The organism is Pseudomonas sp. D4-21 (assembly GCF_051132125.1).
Taxonomy (GTDB): domain Bacteria; phylum Pseudomonadota; class Gammaproteobacteria; order Pseudomonadales; family Pseudomonadaceae; genus Aquipseudomonas.
This window is the reverse complement of the sequence record NZ_CP071664.1, coordinates 2307186-2323193: the sequence shown is the minus strand read 5'-3', so window position 1 is coordinate 2323193 and position 16008 is coordinate 2307186. Positions and strand designations below refer to the sequence as shown.

The following is a 16008-nucleotide window of genomic DNA, read 5'->3' as shown; positions in this document are numbered from 1 at the left end:
CTGTCTCGTCATGTTGAGCTGATGAAGCCTTTCCAGCGGGGGTACAAAGGACGGCGTCAGCCTACCGCCGTCCTCATGGTCGGCGCGTTATTTGGCTGGATAGTTGGCTACTACTTGGTCCTCGCCGCTTTTGGTTAAACCAATGACTTGGTAGGCGTGGCTTACGCCATCAACCTCCATGCCTGGGGATCCAGCTGGCATTCTCGGTACGGCGATCCCGACCAGATCGTTCCGCCCCCTGAGATCTCGAATCTGCTCAGCTGGCACGTGACCTTCAACAAACTTTCCGTCAATCACGGCTGTGTGGCAGGACGCTAACCGTGGCGCTACGCCCAGCTTCTGTTTCACTGCGCTCATGTCCGTCTCAACATGGTCGGTCACTTTGAAACATTGGCTTCCAGGTGCGCGATCCATTTCTTGCAGCAACCGCAGTTCGCGTCTCGGTGAACGTCGATGGACAATGGCTCGGCAGCGTAGGCCGCCGAGGTCACCAGCAGCCCAGCGATAGCGGCTAGACGAACGAGTATCCGGTTAGTTGGCAGGAGTGTGTTCCTTACCGTCTTTGTGAACATGCGTCTTTGGCGACGATTGCGGGTGGGCATCCGGATGGGCTTCGGCCGCATTGTGGTCACCGTGATGATCTGCCGCTTGAGCGGGGCCTGCGGGTGCAGCTCCATGGTCGTGAGATGCCTGGGCATGATCGTCGTCTGCCGCTTCGTCGTGATCGCCATGCTCGGCATTACCGCTTACGCCGTGCTGACCCTCATGGTTATGCATATCGCTTTCACCGCCGCCGTGCTGGTGGCCACCGCTCGTGGCCACCAAAGCCTCGTACTGCTCCGGATTCATTTGGGGCAGTTGATCCAGGAACGCGACGATTCCCCAGATGTACTCGTCACCCATGCTCTTGCCCCAAGCGGGCATGCCGGTGGCTTTGATGCCGTGTTTGATCGTCCAGAATGCGGCGGCCGGATCGCCTCCGACACCCACCTTGGTGAGGTCAGGTGGCGACGGGTATAGCGCTTGGCTTAGTTCAGTCTTCTCAACGCCTGGGGCGAGGTGGCACCCAATGCACATGGCGTTGTAGTTGCCTGCTCCTGCCTTGATCAACGCCGCGTCCTTGAGGTCAGGCACTTCAATGTCTCGCGCTCGAACCTCTATCGACCGGTCGCGAGCCATGGCGAGAAACGAATGAACAGCCGGAAAGTGAGGATCATCGGCTCCGACATTCACCAAGCCGAAATACGCCGTGCCCAAAACCGCAGCACTTCCGACAGCACCGGCCACGAGCAGCGTTGTAATTGTTCTTTTCATGTTGGAATTCTCAGAACCACATCCGGATACCGGCAACGAAGCGTGCCTCATTAACATCTCCACCCTCGTCTCGGATGAAGTCAGCGGTGTTGCCGTAGGAGCGGCTCCAGGTCACGCCTATATACGGGGCAAACTGGCGGATAATTTCATACCGTAGACGCAGCCCGACTTCGGTATTGGCCAGACCCGAGCCAACACCGCGCTCAGGATCGTTCTTGCCATAGAAGTTCGCCTCGGCCGTGGGCTGCAAAATTAAGCGATTGGTCAGCAGGATGTCGTATTCTCCCTCAAGACGCGCAGCAGTCTGGCCGTTCTCGCCGATGAACGCCGTGGCTTCGGCCTCGAAGTCATACAAGGCCATGCCCTGAATACCAAAGGCTGCCCAGGTCTGGGGTGATTCCGGTTTGAAATCCTGACGGACTCCGGCGACCACATCCCACCAGGGACTGACCGCGCGCCCGTACAGCAATTGCAGCTCAGCGTCTTCGGTTAACCCATTTGTGCGCTCGCCTTCCGAACGAACCCAGAGTCGATTGATGTCGCCGCCTATCCAGCCTGATGCGTCCCAGGCCAGGGTGCTGCCCTCATCGGAGTCCTGGTATTCGAGCTGGTCCAACAGGAAGAAGCTATTGATTCCGCTGTCGTGCACCTGGTGGCCACCCAAAGGCGGAAAGGCTGCCTCGCGGTCGGCATCAGTGAGCACTGGAATCGGCGTGCGGCTCGTTGTGGTTGGAGAAGTCGCTGAACCATGGTTCATCTGGGAATGGTCCATGCCCTTCATCGAACCGTGATCCATGCCCTTCATGTTTCCATGGTCCATCTTGCTATGGTCCACCGGGCTGGATTTGCTCTGGCTTTGAGCATGCCCCATCTGGCTGTGATCAACAGGGGCAGTCTGTTTCTGCTGTTTGCTAACCACCATCTTGCTGTGATCCATCGCCGGCATCGCTTCGGACGGAGCAGCATCCATTTGCATGGAACCGTGCCCCATTTTCGAATGATCCATGCCCGAGTGATCCATTTCTTCAGCGGCGAAGCTGGGCGTTACGCCCAGCATGCCGATTAAAACAGTCAGGGCCAGCAGCGAAGGCCGCCCAAAGCTATTGGCCATCTTTCCCTGCCTTAGCTTTGTCGCTGCCATGCGATTCCATCATTTTGTCGTGGTCCATGCCTTCCATCGAGCCATGGTCCATCCCTTTCATCGAGCCGTGATCCATACCTTCCATGGAACCATGGTCCATGCCTTCATGGTTCATCCCCTGGCCCTGCTTTTCCTGCGAGCCTTTGGCTTTGCCTGCCTCGGTGGATTTCTGGGAGTGCTGATCATGGTTGTCCCTGGACCACGACGCCGGGGCATAAACAGCCAGCATGCCTACCATCGCAGCAGAAAAGAAAAAGGCGCTTCGTTTCATTGGTTTGCTCATCTCAGATCTCCAGTTCATTCGTCCACACGGACTTCTCGGAACATGCCCATTTCCATGTGGAACAGTAGGTGACAGTGATAGGCCCAACGTCCCAAGGCACCTGCGGTGACGCGATAGCTTCGTTTTGAGCCAGGTGGCATGTCGATAGTGTGCTTGCGAACCATGAAGTTGCCGTTCTCGTCCTCCAGATCACTCCACATACCGTGGAGATGGATGGGGTGAGTCATCATGGTGTCGTTGACCAAGGTGATGCGAAGACGCTCGCCATATTTCAATCGCAGCGGTTCAGCGTCGGAGAATTTGATACCGTCGAACGACCACGCGAACTTCTCCATGTGGCCGGTAAGGTGCAGTTCGATTGTGCGTCCAGGCTCTCGACCATCGGGATCGATGAAGGTGCTCCGCAAATCGGCGTAGGTCAGTACTCGGCGCCCGTTGTTGCGCAGGCCGATTCCCGGATCGTTCAGCTTCGGGGTCGGCGACATGGTCTGCATATCGACCAACGGGTTGTTGGTCTCGGAAGCTGGATGGCTCTGCATTGCACCGCTCATGCCGGCCATGCCCTCATGACCCATCCCAGCCATCTTGCTGTGATCCATGCCGGCCATGCTGCCATGGTCTAGCCCAGCCATCTTGCTATGGTCCATGCCAGCCATGCTGCCGTGATCCATTCCGCCCATGCTGCCGTGGTCCATGCCCATGTCGCTCATAGCGATGATCGGGCGCGGATCTACCTCCGGCACGGGCGCTTGCAAGCCTTCACGAACTGCCAGGGTGCCTCGGGAGTACCCGGTACGGTCCATGGACTGCGCGAAGATCGTATAGGCCTGCTCGTTTTCAGGTTCGACGATGACATCGTAGGTTTCCGCAACGGCGATCCGAAACTCATCGACCGATACGGGTTTGACGTACTGGCCGTCGGCAGCCACAACCGTCATCTTGAGCCCAGGAATCCGGACATTGAAATAGGTCATGGCCGAGCCGTTGATAAAGCGCAGGCGGATTTTCTCGCCGGGCTTGAAGATTCCCGTCCAGTTGCCGTTCGGAGCCTGGCCGTTCATGAGGTAGGTGTAGGTATACCCGCTCACATCAGCGAGGTCGGTGGGGCTCATCTTCATTTCAGCCCACATCTTCCGATCCGCTACAGCGGCCGACCAGCCTTTCTCGCTCACATCGTCAACGAAGTCGCCAACTGTGCGCTTGTGGAAGTTGTAGTAGTCGGATTGCTTCTTGAGTTTGGAGAGCACCTGCGCCGGGTTTTCATCCGTCCAGTCGCTGAGCATGACGACGTAATCACGGTCATATACAAACGGCTCCGGATCCATGGCATCGATCACCAAAGCCCCATAGACCCCGGACTGTTCTTGGAAGCCTGAGTGACTGTGATACCAGTAAGTACCGTTCTGGTGGACCTTGAACTTGTATTCGTACATGCCATCGGGAGCGATGCCGTGGAAGCTCAAGCCCGGCACACCGTCCATGTTGGCGGGCAAGATGATGCCGTGCCAGTGAATGGAGGTGTCCTGTTTCAACCGGTTGCGTACGCGCAGCGTCACGGTGTCGCCTTCGCGCCATCGCAGGATCGGCCCTGGCACTGAGCCGTTGATGGCCATGGCCGTACGAGCTGCACCCGTGATGTTGACGGGCAGCTCACCGATGTACAGATCGAAGTCCGTGCCGCTCAGCACGTTCGGTTGGCCAGGGCTGGTCACGGCCCAGACCGGCGCGCGCCACATGCCGAGCCCACCCAGAAGTCCGGTAGCGGCCAGGCCTTTGACGAAAGATCGTCTCGTGGTTTTGCTTTGCATGCCGTTGCGTCCAGTCAGGTAGATCGCTGATATCCAGGCTGCCGATGGCGCAGCCCTTGGGTTCATTGGAGCTCTCACCAGTCTCGTAGACTTTCGCCACTGCGCGAGGCTGATGAGAGGCCGTAGTCTGAAACTGCCATGATTCAGATTCCGGGGTAATTACATTTTCTGTAAGCTCGGATCAGCAGTTTTCGTGGCCCGCGTGCTTACTGGGCTGGGCGGCGACTGGCGCCTGCTCTTTCTTCTCCTGCGCAACCTGGTAGGCCTGCATGGAGCTTTGGCGAGCCGCTTCCATCCGCGCAAAAGCCCGGTCCGCGCCGCCCTCTGCCAGGGCGATGCCTGCCATGCCGAAGGTAACGACCATCAAAATTGCTTTGACCATGTTCATCTGGAGATCCTCAGTGGGTTCTGCGCCTCATGGCGTCAGGTACAGGGTCAAGTTAGCCTCGCGGTGCTGTCAGAAAACTGATCTCGACATTACTTTTCCGTCAGCTTCTGGTGGGGCGTCTTTTTTCCTGCAAACTGGAGATGCACCCCGCATGGATGAGAGCAGATGAAATTACTCGTAGCCGAAGATGAGCCGAAAACCGGTGTCTACCTCCAGCAAGGCCTGACAGAAGCTGGCTTCACCGTTGACCGGGTGATGACAGGCACTGACGCCCTGCAACAGGCACAGAGCGAAGCGTATGACTTGCTGATCCTCGACGTGATGATGCCGGGGCTCGACGGCTGGGAGGTCCTGCGCAAGATCCGTGCAGCGGGTCAGGATGTGCCGGTCCTTTTCTTGACGGCCCGAGACGGCGTAGACGACCGCGTGAAAGGTTTGGAGCTGGGCGCTGATGATTACCTGGTGAAGCCCTTTGCGTTCTCGGAGCTGCTGGCTCGGGTTCGCACGTTGCTGCGCAGAGGCAACTGTGGTTCTGCTCAAACCACCATGAAGATGGCAGACCTTGAGGTAGACCTGCTCAAGCGTCGAGCTACGCGAAACGGCAAGCGGATCGACCTTACTGCGAAGGAGTTTTCCCTGTTGGAGCTGCTCATGCGCCGACGCGGCGAGGTGCTCCCCAAGTCGCTGATCGCTTCTCAGGTCTGGGACATGAATTTCGACAGTGACACCAACGTGATCGAGGTCGCGATTCGTCGACTGCGGGCCAAGATTGATGACGACTTCGCGCCAAAGCTCATCCATACCGCCCGAGGCATGGGCTACATGATGGATGTGTCCGAGTGATGCGACCGCAATCATCGCTCGTCAAGCGACTGACCCTGATGTTCATGTTCGCGGTGACTGCTGTCCTGATGGTTGCTGGCGTGGCTTTCTATGGACTCAGCCAGCACCATTTCCGGATGCTAGATGAGCAGGCGCTTTCCGAAAAGCTGGAGTCAACGCGTCATATCCTGTCCATCTCAGCAGCGCGAGGCGGGCTAGACGATCAGGAGCAGCAGCTGCGGGCATTGCTCGGCGCACATCAAGATCTGTCGGTGAAAATCACCAAGGCTGACGGAACGGTCCTTTTTTCAGACCCCAAAGCCTCCCAAATTCCTCAGGGGTTCGAGCAGGCGCATCGGGGTGCGGTCTGGGAATGGCAGGATGAATCGCAGAACTTCCGCGGCATTACCGCCCAGCTGACCATGACAGGCGAGCCTGAACCAGTGACTGCCGTGCTGATGCTCAATGTCACCACTCACGCCCATTTCTTTGTCACCCTGCAATGGTGGTTCGGCATCGGCTTGGTGATCAGCGCGATTGTGAGCGCAGGCTTGGGCTGGGTCGTGGCCAAGAGTGGGCTTCGGCCTGTTGGGCAAATCACCAAAGTGGCGACCGGGATGTCGGCAAGATCACTCCGCGAGCGCATTCCCCTGGAGCCCGTACCGCTAGAGCTTCAGGAGCTCATCCTGTCTTTCAACGGGATGCTGGGACGATTGGAGGATGCATTCGTTCGGTTGTCCAACTTCTCTGCCGATATCGCTCACGAGTTGAGAACGCCGGTCAGCAACCTACTGACCCATACCGAAGTGGTGCTCGCCAAAAAGCGTGGCCTGGATGCCTATGAGGAAAACCTCTATTCGAACCTTGAAGACCTCAAGCGCATGTCGCGCATGATCGACGACATGCTTTTCCTCGCCAAGGCGGATAACGGTCTGATCGTGCCTGAGCAGATTGATGTGGAGCTCTCCGAGCTCGTATCCAAGCTGTTCGAGTACTACCAGTTCCTGGCTGAGGACCGTGGCATTCAGCTGACCCTCAAAGGTCGTGGCAAGGTTCCTGGCGATCGCCTGATGATTGACCGAGCGCTTTCCAACCTTTTATCGAACGCGTTGCGCTACACCCCGGAAGGCAATGAGATATCAGTGCAGATCGAGCAAACACCTGAAACCGTGACGCTTTCCGTGCGTAACAGCGGGGTAACCATCGATCCCCAGCACATTGCCAAGATCTTCGACCGGTTCTATCGAGCAGATCCAGCCAGGCGAGAAGGCGGGCCGAGCAATGCTGGCCTGGGTCTGTCGATAACACGCTCCATCATTGAGGCTCACAGCGGACGAATCTGGTGTACTTCGTCGGAGGGTGTCACAACTTTTCTCATCAGCCTCCAAGCCTCCAAGCGGTTGGTCGGTGCAGCCCCAACCCCTTAATGCTGAATTCAAGAATACATCTTGTAATGCCTGCCTTGTGCGCTGGCCTGAGAATACTGCGCGTGAGCCTGCCTGGAAGAAACAGGACGTATCAATGATGGCCGACTGCATCAAGGCGGACAGGGATTGCGCAGAGATGTGCAAGCTTGCGGCTACCTTGATGGCACGAGAAAGCATACTCGCCAAAGCCCATTGTGCGCTGTGCGCCAGGATTTTCCGCGCTTGCGGGGAGGAGTGCGGTGAGCATAAGGCAGACCACTGTCAGCATTGCGCAGAGGCCTGGATGGCCTATGCAGCATCCTGCGAAGCAATGGCTGCGTAGGCGTATTTCGCCCAGGAGACGGGTAGACCGCTCATGACGAGCATGCGCTCTGGCGGAGCCTAGCTTGGGCAGCTAGCTAACCAACGGCGCTGCCTTATGGATATTGTTACAAAGAAGCCCGCCTCGGCGGCGGGCTATCAGATGTCTCCAAGGGAAGGCTGTAGGCCAACAAGTCTCGGAGCAAGCACTCGTAGGATACGCCTCTTGGCTCACACCTACCAGCCAGCTTCGGCGGAAGCGTCCTGCGTTCTGACGGCACTGGAAGCGGCTTATGTAGGCCCCGTCAATTGGCAGGGTAATCCGCCAAGACAAGGCTGGCTGATTATTCCCAGGCGGTATGCCCTCAGGCAGCTGTTCCTCCACCGAGGCAATCTCGGCGTACAACGCCCGCGCCACCGGGTCGGCGAACAGTGTGCCGATGTTCATATAGTAATCGTGGGTCTAATATTCCGCGCCGGTAATCAGCGCGGCATGGATTTTGGTGATCAGTGCGGCGCTGTCCTTCTGATAGTTGTCTCGGAGGTCATCGCCGGGGGCGCTGCTCGCTGGTGGGCCGGCCGGGCACGATGTCCGTGTAGCCTTGCAGGATGTTATTGGCGTCCTTGCCTTCCAGGCGATCAAGCATCGCGGCGTAACGGTAGAGGTGGTCGAAATCTTCCAGCAAACCGAAGCGGTATGTCTGCGCCTGGTAAGGATCCGGCTCGTTCTGGGCCACCGCGGCGGTGACTTCGATGGCGACCTGTTCGTAGGCCACGGTGGTTTCCAGGGGGGAATGATCCGCCGACAGCAACCAGTTGATGGCCGTCATCTGATGGTGTTCGGCACGCCTGACCTGAGCCAGGGGCAGTTGCAGCTCCTTGTGGAAACGCGCACCGAAATGCTTGAGGCGCAGGGCGTCGGACTCGACGCCGTTCATCAGGATCACCCGCACTCGCGTGAACGCATCGTCATCCAGTTTGCTGATGGGTTTGCCGGCCAGGTCACGCCAGGTAAACGTCTGCTTGTCCAGCGGCGTCCCTTTGTTATCCAGCAGGTTGTCGATTTTGGTCATGGGTCATTTCTCCTTCATCAGAGGCCTCGCGATAGCCGTCGATGCAACAGCAGCGGGGACAAAACGAACGACCTTGGGAAATTGCGCGGCTCTCCGTGCAGACGATGAGCGGTCGTATAAGTGGATGAAATGCCGCTTGATTTTCCGCTCATCCGGTGACGATAAGGATTTTCGAACCAAGCTTTGGCGCGCCGGCTCGGAGCTACATAACACCGCCGCAACCGACTGAAGACGACTGGTTTTTTGCGGCTTCAACGGCGGGTTGTAGTCAATATCTGCCTGGAGTTTTCGCGATGTGTGAATGTTTCGTTCAGCCTGTCTCTTCCAAGGATTCCCTGGCGTTCTTTGCCCAGCGCGAGCCCTTCAGTGCCAACTCATCAAGCTTGTCCGCCGACAGTCTTCACGCCGCGGCGGCGCCCGCGCTGCATGAGCGACAAAGCGTGATCAAGCCGAACATGCAGGTCAGCGCCATACGCAACCGTGGCGGGCGGCTGGAGTGCATCAAGGTGCGCTGGGGGTGGTCGCCTGTCTGGTCGATGGGCACGACGCCGCCGCTGACCCACCTGCCCTTGCACCTGGTGATGCGCTCCAAGGTCTTTGACCGGGTCAAGCGCGATGGCAGAGTCTTGATAGCGGTCGATGGTTGGTATGAAGCGTCAGAACCTGACGTGACTGTACCGTCCCGCCACCTCAGCTATACGACCTCCCGCCAATCGTCACCGATATTCCTTGCGGCCCTAGCCCAGGCCAGTGAAACGCCAAATGGTTGCGATGGCCTTGCCCTAGTGACCTACGGCGAGATCGTCAGCGAGCAGCAAAGAGTGCTGGCCTTTACCCGCGAAGATGCGTTGGTATGGCTCCAGCCCGACTTACAATGGGGGCAAGCGCAGCAGATCGCCATGCATATTGCGATTGCCGAACCGCAGCTTGAACACTTATTGACAACTGAGCGACGGGCCCTAGGAAGGCGAGGATGACCGCTATATGGTGTTGTAAACATCTCTATAAGGAAGGACTTTTATCCGAAATTGTTTACATATTTTTGACGGTCCACTGCATCGCGTTCGAGCCGTCGTCACATACCGCAACCGCCACCGCAACAACTCTGGAACGCAGGAAAAAGTCACCGCCGTCGGCAGCCCTAGCAATCCATTGCCGCTCCGGCCACGGAATCAACGATGACTCAATTTTCCGTTGGCTACCGCGCCGACCATCGATAGCTTTGCCGGGTTTGTAGGCCTGTTGTTCATCGCCAAGGCTGGATTAGGTATGCACCTCGGCGCCTACGTCCAGCCTCGTCAGACGGATTGAATTAAAAGCCCTCCAAGTACTCAGTAACTCCTCACCGGGAGAAATAACGATGCCCTCAGCCATGCTGTACATCATCGATTACGAAATACATGGAGTGCCGAAGTCTTTCATCATTCGCTTAGACATCATGAATAACGCTGAGGCATGGCATTGGGCGAGTTGCGATGCGGGCGTGGGCCGGATTCCAAAGTTCGGTCGAGAAAAGGTCAGGCGTGTCAGTAAGCCCCTCGCGGAGCGTTTAGGCATTCCCAATGTTCGCTGGCGCTTGTCGGGCGCAGAACCTTTCAAGCCCGCCGCCTACGTCCCACCAAGGTATTAGCTCCTTCATGAAGAGGGTGGTCCTTAAGCTGATTCGCGACCGCCCTCCACCATAAAGCGTCTGGTATCTGAAGGACCTTCTGACTCCTTTGTCGACGCAACGGAAGGGGGATACCGAAGGTTTGCGGCCGCATAAATGGTCGATGCTGAGCGGCCTCATGACGATGATCTGCCATGATGATCCGAGTCTCGTATTACATCATTCAGAGCTAAGGGTCTCTGACTTAGCGGTGCATACAAAACACTGTTTAATTGTCAGCATCGTCTCGATGCGGGCAGAAGCACTTCCCCTACCGATCGTATTCGGGACAGTACCCGGTCAAAGACACCAATAAACGGAAGCATCAGCGCCGTGTTGAATATATTGAAACCAATCGAGTACAGACCTACGGCCACCGGAACCATCGGGAAGCTCTCTTTGCCGTCAACCATCACCGATTTGGCCACTTGCATGCCAAACAGGTCCATGGCCCGTTGCAGCAAGTCCATTGACAGGAAGAACAGCGGGAACATCACCGCAACGCCGATGAAGTTAAAGACGATGTGAGCGTAGGCCGCACGCTTGGCATTCTTGGACAGATTCAGCGACGCAAGCCAGGAAGTCACCGTGGTGCCCAGATCGGCACCGAGGGAAAAAGCCACGGCGGTCTGCCAGTCCAGAACACCTGCTGCCCCCGGCCCCATGACAATACCGATAAGCATTCAAACTTGGGCGATAGTCGGTCTCTAAACCGGAAAGGGTGACGTACTTGTCAGATCTTTTCATGAGGAGAAAAGCGGGAGGATTTGCCCGCCCTAAGTCTAACTTGACGTCGTGTCGTCAACCCGTTTTAGCATCCCAACAGCCGTGGCGCTCCGGCGGTTACTACAGCCAAGCCGTAGCGTTGGATTATATGACGCTGTGGCGAGGATGCTGTTCGCTGTCTGGCAACTATTCGCGGTAGCCCACGGAGCCAGTTTTCTGATCCTTGGCTTCACCTGTTTCGAAGTGGGGTTTGCCATCGCGCAAATCCTGCCACTGAACCATCCACGAAAGGTTCGAACGAATTCAAGCCCAAGCCGTTCTGGTCTCGGCGAGTAGCAGACGCAATGGCAGCTTCGGGTCGAAAGCAGTCACTCGCGACCGGTAGATTTCGACCCGAAGCTGCCTTCAGCCCAAACGAAGAGCCGAAAAAGCCATAATGACCCAGGGTCTGATTCTTTTCGCTGGATGTCAGGAGTGCACATGGCTGAACGGTTTCGCATACGGTTGATGTTTGAGTGGGGACCTCACAGCACCCAAACTATCAGATGATGTTGATGAAAGCCCTGCTGGACCTCTCCAACCAGACCAATCGGCAGATTATCGTCACCACCCACGTTCCTGCGCTAGCGGGTCTAATGCCCATTGAAGGTATTCGTTATGTTTCCAAGGATGAGAACGGCGTGCCCATCGTCAAAATGCCCAACCAAGAAGTACTCAAGGAAGCTGCTGAGAGTCTGGGCGTACTACCCGAGACTGGGATGGAGCGGGCAAAAGGTGTCGTACTAGTAGAAGGCAAATCCGATGTCACCTTCCTCCGCCATACTTCGAATACCCTAAGGGCTGGTGGCCACCTGTCATCCAGTCTGGAGAGAGCTGGTATTGTCCCTATCCTGACTGGTGGCTGTGGCAGCGTAAAGCACTGGGTCACCCTCAACCTCGCCGACGATCTCGGGCTACCTTGGTGCGTGTTTCTGGACTCCGACATTGGCGGAACTCCGGAGCAAGTCGCCGCGATCTTAAAGCGCAAACAGGAGGTCGAAGGACGGGGTCGGGCTTTCTACTCGACGCGTAAACGGGAGGTCGAGAACTACCTCTGTCCTGACATGATAAATGCTCTAACCGGCATAAGGGTGGAGTTCACCGATACCTGCGATGCCAAAAAAATCATTGGCAAAGCGTTGGGCATCAAACCGGACGATGTGATCGACAAACTCTGGCCGATGATGACGGCAGAGCAGATACTTCATAGCTCCACGTATCGAGAAAACAGTGACGACCGTTTCGAACTGAAGGAACTGCTGGAGAATCTACTGAACTAGTCGCGTGAATTTCGCGATGGTTAATGCGCGTCTGATGTTCGCTTTCGGGCCGAAAGCCGACGCTCGCATTTGCTTGCCAAGAAGCGAAGCAGCGCGGATCAAGCTATCCAACATAAGCACCTGCTGCTCTCTGTGTGGACATCAAAAAGCCTTAAGCGCTGCTTCGATCCCGGCCTTTCGTGCCATTCCGATCATGTCGTCGACCTCATCGCCGTCAACGATACAGCCCACGTGTTCGTCGCCTCCTGTGTTTATGTGCAAATAGCGTTTGCCATGGCCCGTAAGCCAGAGATCGAAATTTTCAAGTACCTGTTCGAGGGTCAGTGTATGGTCTGTCCGGTAGGCAAAAGGCTCTCGAATCCCGCTGGCCGTGACCAAATGCGGTGCGAGGTATTCAAACCCATCGCGTCCCTTCCAGTCGACGGCCAGCAGGGCTAGATGCTCAAGGGACTGCCCCTTTTCCCTATCGAGCACGCCGTCGGTCAACGCAACGGATGGCTCTTCGCCCTGTCCATAACAGCGCATCACACGCCTGACAAGACGTGCCCGTTCCTTTTCAGGCATACGTACCAGAAGGCGCTGGGTGAATGCCTTGAGTTCGGCGCGAAAGGGATGCAACTCGCGCATGATCGCGGCATCGCTCAACGGCGGTTCAGAGGGCGGCGGTTGATGAAAGCGGCCACCAAAAAGACGATTCAGAATCCCCAACGTCTATCTCCTCCTGAATGAACTCGAATGGTATTCTCAGGGCGCAGCGGCATTGTGCTGACAGCGATCACTACGGCGCGCTCTTGCGGGAGCAGAATCAAGAGCACGAGGATTATCTTTCACCCTCAGGTGATTACGCGAGTATGTGGACCGTACACTGGGACTCACCCTTCCAACACCCGCATCGTATCTGGTTCAGTAACCACGAGTATGGACGCCTAGCAATCCACCGATCCGTTCAGAAACTGGCTTAAGCAGGTCATGACTGAACAGGCCATGTTCGCGAAGTATCGCTTATACCCTGCGGGGTGGTCTCGTGACCGTCTGGTATTGGCCGATTGTGTTGAAAAAGTCGGCTTCGGTTTCCACGGCAGAAAAAGTGCGCGTTTGAGATTGAAATCCGTGTCTTGCGCAGAAGGTTCAGGGGTCAGATTTGACGTAGCGGCGTGCAAAAAAGGCGCTTTCACCGCTCAATGCATGGGTAGTCAGGCCGGGTCGACTTTTCCAACACAATCGGCCGATTGCTGCTACTGGATCTCAGCAAGTACTCGCTTACTCAACCGCCCTTTGGTTTTCGCCCTTCCGCTGCTACGCTCTTGAGTCCTCGATTGGAGTCGAAACAATGCCCAGCGAATATGCACTTTCTGATGTTCTCGAGCGGCTGTACCAAAATCAGCTCGCCTTGGAGGCCGCGGTGATGGAGCTGACCTTGAAGGTAGAAGACCAAGGCGCAACAAAAATTGGCGCCAACGTTTTAGGTGCACTTCAGACCATCGGAGAGAACGCCGGACACATCAAACAGGGCTTGGCTAAGCTGAGAACCCAGGGTCACTGATTTAACGGCCCATGCGATGGCGAGCTTGGCGGTTATCCTGCATAGCAGGAAGACTGGACTCGCCGAAGTGTCAGAACTCCCGCGCGCTGCGCAGCGACGTCGTTAAGATACAGGCGCTCAACTTCTCGCTATGGAAGGTAGCGCACCTTGATAATCCTACCCGAAGCTACCTTATGCTTGGGCTTGGCCATCCGAATAACCGTGTGCGGACCATTGGCCGTTGTTTCAACGAGCATGCCACCTCTGATTTCCATCACGCTGAGTCCGGCCGCCAGCGTATTGATATAAGCAGCTTTGATCGCGACTTTCACCATGGCTGGAATTTTTTCTTCCAGCCGGCTCACCAGTTCATCATTCATCGGTTGGTTGGCGATCATAACGAGCTCCGCTTAAGGCCAGCACGGAGCCAGCCATCGTGTCATTTCTCAGTTCAGGGACAAGCACCGCCCCTCCTTGGGATGCACGCAAGACGTATTTGGCCGTCGACGCTGCATAAACCTTCTACGGAACCCCCGACACCCCACCGAAGCCCGCCCTTCTCAGCGAGTTCTAATGAATGGCAATTCCGGCTTTAGAGAACGAATTTTAGGGGTACTGTTCGGCCACTATGACTCAGCTTTTTCCCGCAATGATAACGACCCCAATCCGCTCTGCCAGATTGAGCACCGTGTCGAACACAGTCGAGTCGCCGGTCAAGCTACGTGACGTCCCCTGCGAGTGGAGCGCACCGTCAGGAATACGATCACCGAAGAGCACCACCGCACGTGCCGAATCATCTTGCCGTGACACCCAAGACAGCCCTTGGGCATCTGGACACTGACGGTGGATTGCCTCGGCCCATTTGCGCGTCGCAGGATATTGATCTTTCTCAGTGTCGATCAATTGTTTGCGCGTGATGCCCAGTTTCCGCAGTGGCACGCTGGACAGGTCAACCAGGTGCAGCGGTTGGCTAACCTGGACGGCAGAATGCACCTGTTCAGTCAGCTTGCCTTTGTCGAAGCTCTTAAACCCAGCCGTATGGGGAACGTCGTGGAAGACGGTCTCCATCAAGGCGCACTCAACTGTTGTGCCGCCATACAAGGTGGGAATCGCCCGCCCCTGATCATCCTGGATCGGACTAAAGCGGGCGTTGCCGTGCACACCGGGATTGAATTGATCCGGCTGATATTTATCCTGGTGCACACGATGGAGCACGTCGCCTTTGGCGATCACGGTGAAAGTGACGTGCAACGTAGCCGCAGGCACTGGGGTAACGGACGCCGCCAAATCCGTGGGAGGCGTCGCCCTACCCTCACTGGACTCGGTACGCTGCTTAGCCATGGGCAATGCCCTGGATCTCATCCAGTGCGGCAGCAATCACCCGATCAGGCGCCGATGCCAACAGGTCCTGGGGCTTTTTCCCCCCCAGAAAACTGTTATCTGAGCGGAACCAGTAAGCCATACCCCAGCCGTCCTTGTGGTCAGCGAAAGCCTCAATAACTTTGGCTAATGCCTTGAACGGCCGATAGCCCGCATCCGGATCCAAGCCATAACCAGGGAAATAGTCGACCCCACTGTGACTGATGGCAAAGATCTGCCCCTGCTTTTTCCATTTGTTGGGCTGGGCACTCGCGTTTCTAGTACTCAACTGGGCCACCTGGGCGATGTCTGCGGAGGTCAACCAGTCACCGCTTTCCAACACCGCTTTGCGGGCCTGTACCAGCATTGCCGCTTCCTTGAGCAAGCGAGGCGAAGGCGGCTTACGCGTTACAAACACCTCGGCCAGTCGCTCCAGCGACTTCGGGTCCTGACGCTCCTGCAGCACCTCGTACATCGAAGAAGCCACATTGGCGAAGTTTTCCGCCAACGCCTCAAATACGCTGAGGTTGACCTGATCAAAAGACACGACCAGTACTCGGTCCGCATGCGAGCGGCTTAAGCTCGCCCGAGCCTCCTTAGGCGTACCGACCAAGGTGGAGACACCCGACTGCTCTGTAACGCTCATGGAAATCTCCTCACTAGTTATCTACATTATTTAATCGTAACATAGTCTCGATAACCCTAGCTCCAGCCTAAGCTCCATTCATCTGGATGCATAGGTAGGTTTGAGGGGTGCACGCCATGCCATCGGGCGAGCGCGCTAAAGACCAGCAATGGTGGACCGAGAGTCGGCACAACCCAGTTCAGCACTGCTTGAATTTCCAGCAGTCCACGACGTCAGAACGGGCGGTCCCGCC

17 protein-coding genes and 2 pseudogenes are annotated in these 16008 nt (G+C 56.7%); 7 read left to right on the top strand and 12 right to left on the bottom strand.

Annotation, left to right across the window (positions count from 1 at the left end; translation table 11 throughout):
- Positions 1-87: 87 nt before the first annotated feature.
- The 6 genes and pseudogenes from J3Q04_RS10590 to J3Q04_RS10565 form a co-directional block, all read right to left on the bottom strand.
- A pseudogene (locus J3Q04_RS10590) lies at positions 88-572 on the bottom strand (DUF411 domain-containing protein).
- Positions 532-1314, bottom strand: coding sequence for a c-type cytochrome (locus J3Q04_RS10585; protein WP_434606354.1), 783 nt, complete (start codon positions 1312-1314; stop codon positions 532-534). The pseudogene J3Q04_RS10590 and the gene J3Q04_RS10585 overlap by 41 nt, the downstream one beginning before the upstream one ends.
- Positions 1315-1324: 10 nt before the next feature.
- The gene (locus J3Q04_RS10580) at positions 1325-2425 is read right to left on the bottom strand and encodes a copper resistance protein B (protein ID WP_434606356.1); all 1101 of its coding nucleotides are present in this window, start codon (positions 2423-2425) and stop codon (positions 1325-1327) included.
- A complete protein-coding gene (locus J3Q04_RS10575) occupies positions 2415-2738 on the bottom strand; it encodes a hypothetical protein (protein WP_434606357.1) in 324 nt (107 codons plus the stop codon). The genes J3Q04_RS10580 and J3Q04_RS10575 overlap by 11 nt, the downstream gene beginning before the upstream one ends.
- Positions 2739-2752: 14 nt before the next feature.
- Complete coding sequence (locus J3Q04_RS10570; protein WP_434606360.1) at positions 2753-4546, bottom strand: copper resistance system multicopper oxidase; 1794 nt, start codon at positions 4544-4546, stop codon at positions 2753-2755.
- Positions 4547-4727: 181 nt separating this feature from the next.
- Positions 4728-4934, bottom strand: a complete 207-nt coding sequence (locus tag J3Q04_RS10565) for a co-regulatory protein PtrA N-terminal domain-containing protein (RefSeq protein ID WP_434559401.1) — start codon at positions 4932-4934, stop codon at positions 4728-4730.
- Positions 4935-5099: 165 nt separating this feature from the next.
- Between J3Q04_RS10565 and J3Q04_RS10560 the strand changes: the two genes are divergently transcribed.
- The 3 genes from J3Q04_RS10560 to J3Q04_RS10550 all read left to right on the top strand — a co-directional run bounded on the left by J3Q04_RS10560 (position 5100) and on the right by J3Q04_RS10550 (position 7505).
- Positions 5100-5777 (top strand): heavy metal response regulator transcription factor, encoded by a 678-nt coding sequence (locus J3Q04_RS10560; RefSeq protein WP_434606364.1) that lies wholly within the window; start codon positions 5100-5102, stop codon positions 5775-5777.
- Positions 5777-7183, top strand: coding sequence for a heavy metal sensor histidine kinase (locus tag J3Q04_RS10555; RefSeq protein WP_434611613.1), 1407 nt, complete (start codon positions 5777-5779; stop codon positions 7181-7183). Before J3Q04_RS10560 ends, J3Q04_RS10555 begins: the two co-directional genes overlap by 1 nt.
- A gap of 94 nt (positions 7184-7277) precedes the next feature.
- The gene (locus tag J3Q04_RS10550; protein ID WP_434635563.1) at positions 7278-7505 is read left to right on the top strand and encodes a ferredoxin; all 228 of its coding nucleotides are present in this window, start codon (positions 7278-7280) and stop codon (positions 7503-7505) included.
- A 351-nt stretch (positions 7506-7856) separates the two neighbouring features.
- On the opposite strand, the pseudogene J3Q04_RS10545 reads toward J3Q04_RS10550, so the two are convergent.
- Positions 7857-8556: pseudogene (locus tag J3Q04_RS10545) on the bottom strand (hypothetical protein); the annotation flags it as partial.
- Between the two features lie 293 nt (positions 8557-8849).
- Here J3Q04_RS10545 and J3Q04_RS10540 point away from each other — a divergent pair.
- Positions 8850-9533 (top strand): SOS response-associated peptidase family protein, encoded by a 684-nt coding sequence (locus J3Q04_RS10540; protein ID WP_434606367.1) that lies wholly within the window; start codon positions 8850-8852, stop codon positions 9531-9533.
- Positions 9534-9916: 383 nt separating this feature from the next.
- Entirely contained in the window at positions 9917-10186 is a 270-nt protein-coding gene (locus tag J3Q04_RS10535) for a DUF6555 family protein (protein WP_434606370.1), read from the top strand.
- Between the two features lie 254 nt (positions 10187-10440).
- Here the strand turns inward: J3Q04_RS10535 and J3Q04_RS10530 are convergent, their stop codons facing one another.
- A complete protein-coding gene (locus tag J3Q04_RS10530) occupies positions 10441-10887 on the bottom strand; it encodes a Na/Pi symporter (protein ID WP_434606373.1) in 447 nt (148 codons plus the stop codon).
- Between the two features lie 597 nt (positions 10888-11484).
- Between J3Q04_RS10530 and J3Q04_RS10525 the strand changes: the two genes are divergently transcribed.
- Positions 11485-12249 (top strand): ATP-dependent nuclease, encoded by a 765-nt coding sequence (locus J3Q04_RS10525; RefSeq protein WP_434635560.1) that lies wholly within the window; start codon positions 11485-11487, stop codon positions 12247-12249.
- 141 nt (positions 12250-12390) lie between these two features.
- Here J3Q04_RS10525 and J3Q04_RS10520 read toward each other — a convergent pair whose 3' ends face one another.
- Positions 12391-12957 carry a DUF6630 family protein gene (locus J3Q04_RS10520; protein WP_434606378.1) on the bottom strand — a complete coding sequence of 189 codons (567 nt, stop codon included), beginning with the start codon at positions 12955-12957 and terminating at the stop codon, positions 12391-12393.
- 622 nt (positions 12958-13579) lie between these two features.
- Here J3Q04_RS10520 and J3Q04_RS10515 point away from each other — a divergent pair.
- On the top strand, positions 13580-13792 hold the full coding sequence (locus J3Q04_RS10515; protein ID WP_434606381.1) for a hypothetical protein: 213 nt from the start codon (positions 13580-13582) through the stop codon (positions 13790-13792).
- Positions 13793-13920: 128 nt separating this feature from the next.
- On the opposite strand, the gene J3Q04_RS10510 is transcribed toward J3Q04_RS10515, so the two are convergent.
- The 3 genes from J3Q04_RS10510 to J3Q04_RS10500 form a co-directional block, all read right to left on the bottom strand.
- Complete coding sequence (locus J3Q04_RS10510; protein WP_434606383.1) at positions 13921-14169, bottom strand: hypothetical protein; 249 nt, start codon at positions 14167-14169, stop codon at positions 13921-13923.
- Positions 14170-14404: 235 nt separating this feature from the next.
- The gene (locus tag J3Q04_RS10505; RefSeq protein WP_434606385.1) at positions 14405-15112 is read right to left on the bottom strand and encodes an RES family NAD+ phosphorylase; all 708 of its coding nucleotides are present in this window, start codon (positions 15110-15112) and stop codon (positions 14405-14407) included.
- Positions 15105-15776 (bottom strand): hypothetical protein, encoded by a 672-nt coding sequence (locus J3Q04_RS10500; protein WP_434606387.1) that lies wholly within the window; start codon positions 15774-15776, stop codon positions 15105-15107. Before J3Q04_RS10500 ends, J3Q04_RS10505 begins: the two co-directional genes overlap by 8 nt.
- Positions 15777-16008: the final 232 nt, after the last annotated feature.

What these genes read in the sequence shown, in the direction of transcription:
- J3Q04_RS10585 (WP_434606354.1), bottom strand. Translation starts at nt 1,314, where the DNA reads ATGAAAAGAACAATTACAACGCTGCTCGTGGCCGGTGCTGTCGGAAGT.
- J3Q04_RS10580 (WP_434606356.1), bottom strand. Translation starts at nt 2,425, where the DNA reads ATGGCCAATAGCTTTGGGCGGCCTTCGCTGCTGGCCCTGACTGTTTTA.
- J3Q04_RS10575 (WP_434606357.1), bottom strand. Translation starts at nt 2,738, where the DNA reads ATGAGCAAACCAATGAAACGAAGCGCCTTTTTCTTTTCTGCTGCGATG.
- J3Q04_RS10570 (WP_434606360.1), bottom strand. Translation starts at nt 4,546, where the DNA reads ATGCAAAGCAAAACCACGAGACGATCTTTCGTCAAAGGCCTGGCCGCT.
- J3Q04_RS10565 (WP_434559401.1), bottom strand. Translation starts at nt 4,934, where the DNA reads ATGAACATGGTCAAAGCAATTTTGATGGTCGTTACCTTCGGCATGGCA.
- J3Q04_RS10560 (WP_434606364.1), top strand. Translation starts at nt 5,100, where the DNA reads ATGAAATTACTCGTAGCCGAAGATGAGCCGAAAACCGGTGTCTACCTC.
- J3Q04_RS10555 (WP_434611613.1), top strand. Translation starts at nt 5,777, where the DNA reads ATGCGACCGCAATCATCGCTCGTCAAGCGACTGACCCTGATGTTCATG.
- J3Q04_RS10550 (WP_434635563.1), top strand. Translation starts at nt 7,278, where the DNA reads ATGATGGCCGACTGCATCAAGGCGGACAGGGATTGCGCAGAGATGTGC.
- J3Q04_RS10540 (WP_434606367.1), top strand. Translation starts at nt 8,850, where the DNA reads ATGTGTGAATGTTTCGTTCAGCCTGTCTCTTCCAAGGATTCCCTGGCG.
- J3Q04_RS10535 (WP_434606370.1), top strand. Translation starts at nt 9,917, where the DNA reads ATGCCCTCAGCCATGCTGTACATCATCGATTACGAAATACATGGAGTG.
- J3Q04_RS10530 (WP_434606373.1), bottom strand. Translation starts at nt 10,887, where the DNA reads ATGCTTATCGGTATTGTCATGGGGCCGGGGGCAGCAGGTGTTCTGGAC.
- J3Q04_RS10525 (WP_434635560.1), top strand. Translation starts at nt 11,485, where the DNA reads ATGAAAGCCCTGCTGGACCTCTCCAACCAGACCAATCGGCAGATTATC.
- J3Q04_RS10515 (WP_434606381.1), top strand. Translation starts at nt 13,580, where the DNA reads ATGCCCAGCGAATATGCACTTTCTGATGTTCTCGAGCGGCTGTACCAA.
- J3Q04_RS10510 (WP_434606383.1), bottom strand. Translation starts at nt 14,169, where the DNA reads ATGATCGCCAACCAACCGATGAATGATGAACTGGTGAGCCGGCTGGAA.
- J3Q04_RS10505 (WP_434606385.1), bottom strand. Translation starts at nt 15,112, where the DNA reads ATGGCTAAGCAGCGTACCGAGTCCAGTGAGGGTAGGGCGACGCCTCCC.
- J3Q04_RS10500 (WP_434606387.1), bottom strand. Translation starts at nt 15,776, where the DNA reads ATGAGCGTTACAGAGCAGTCGGGTGTCTCCACCTTGGTCGGTACGCCT.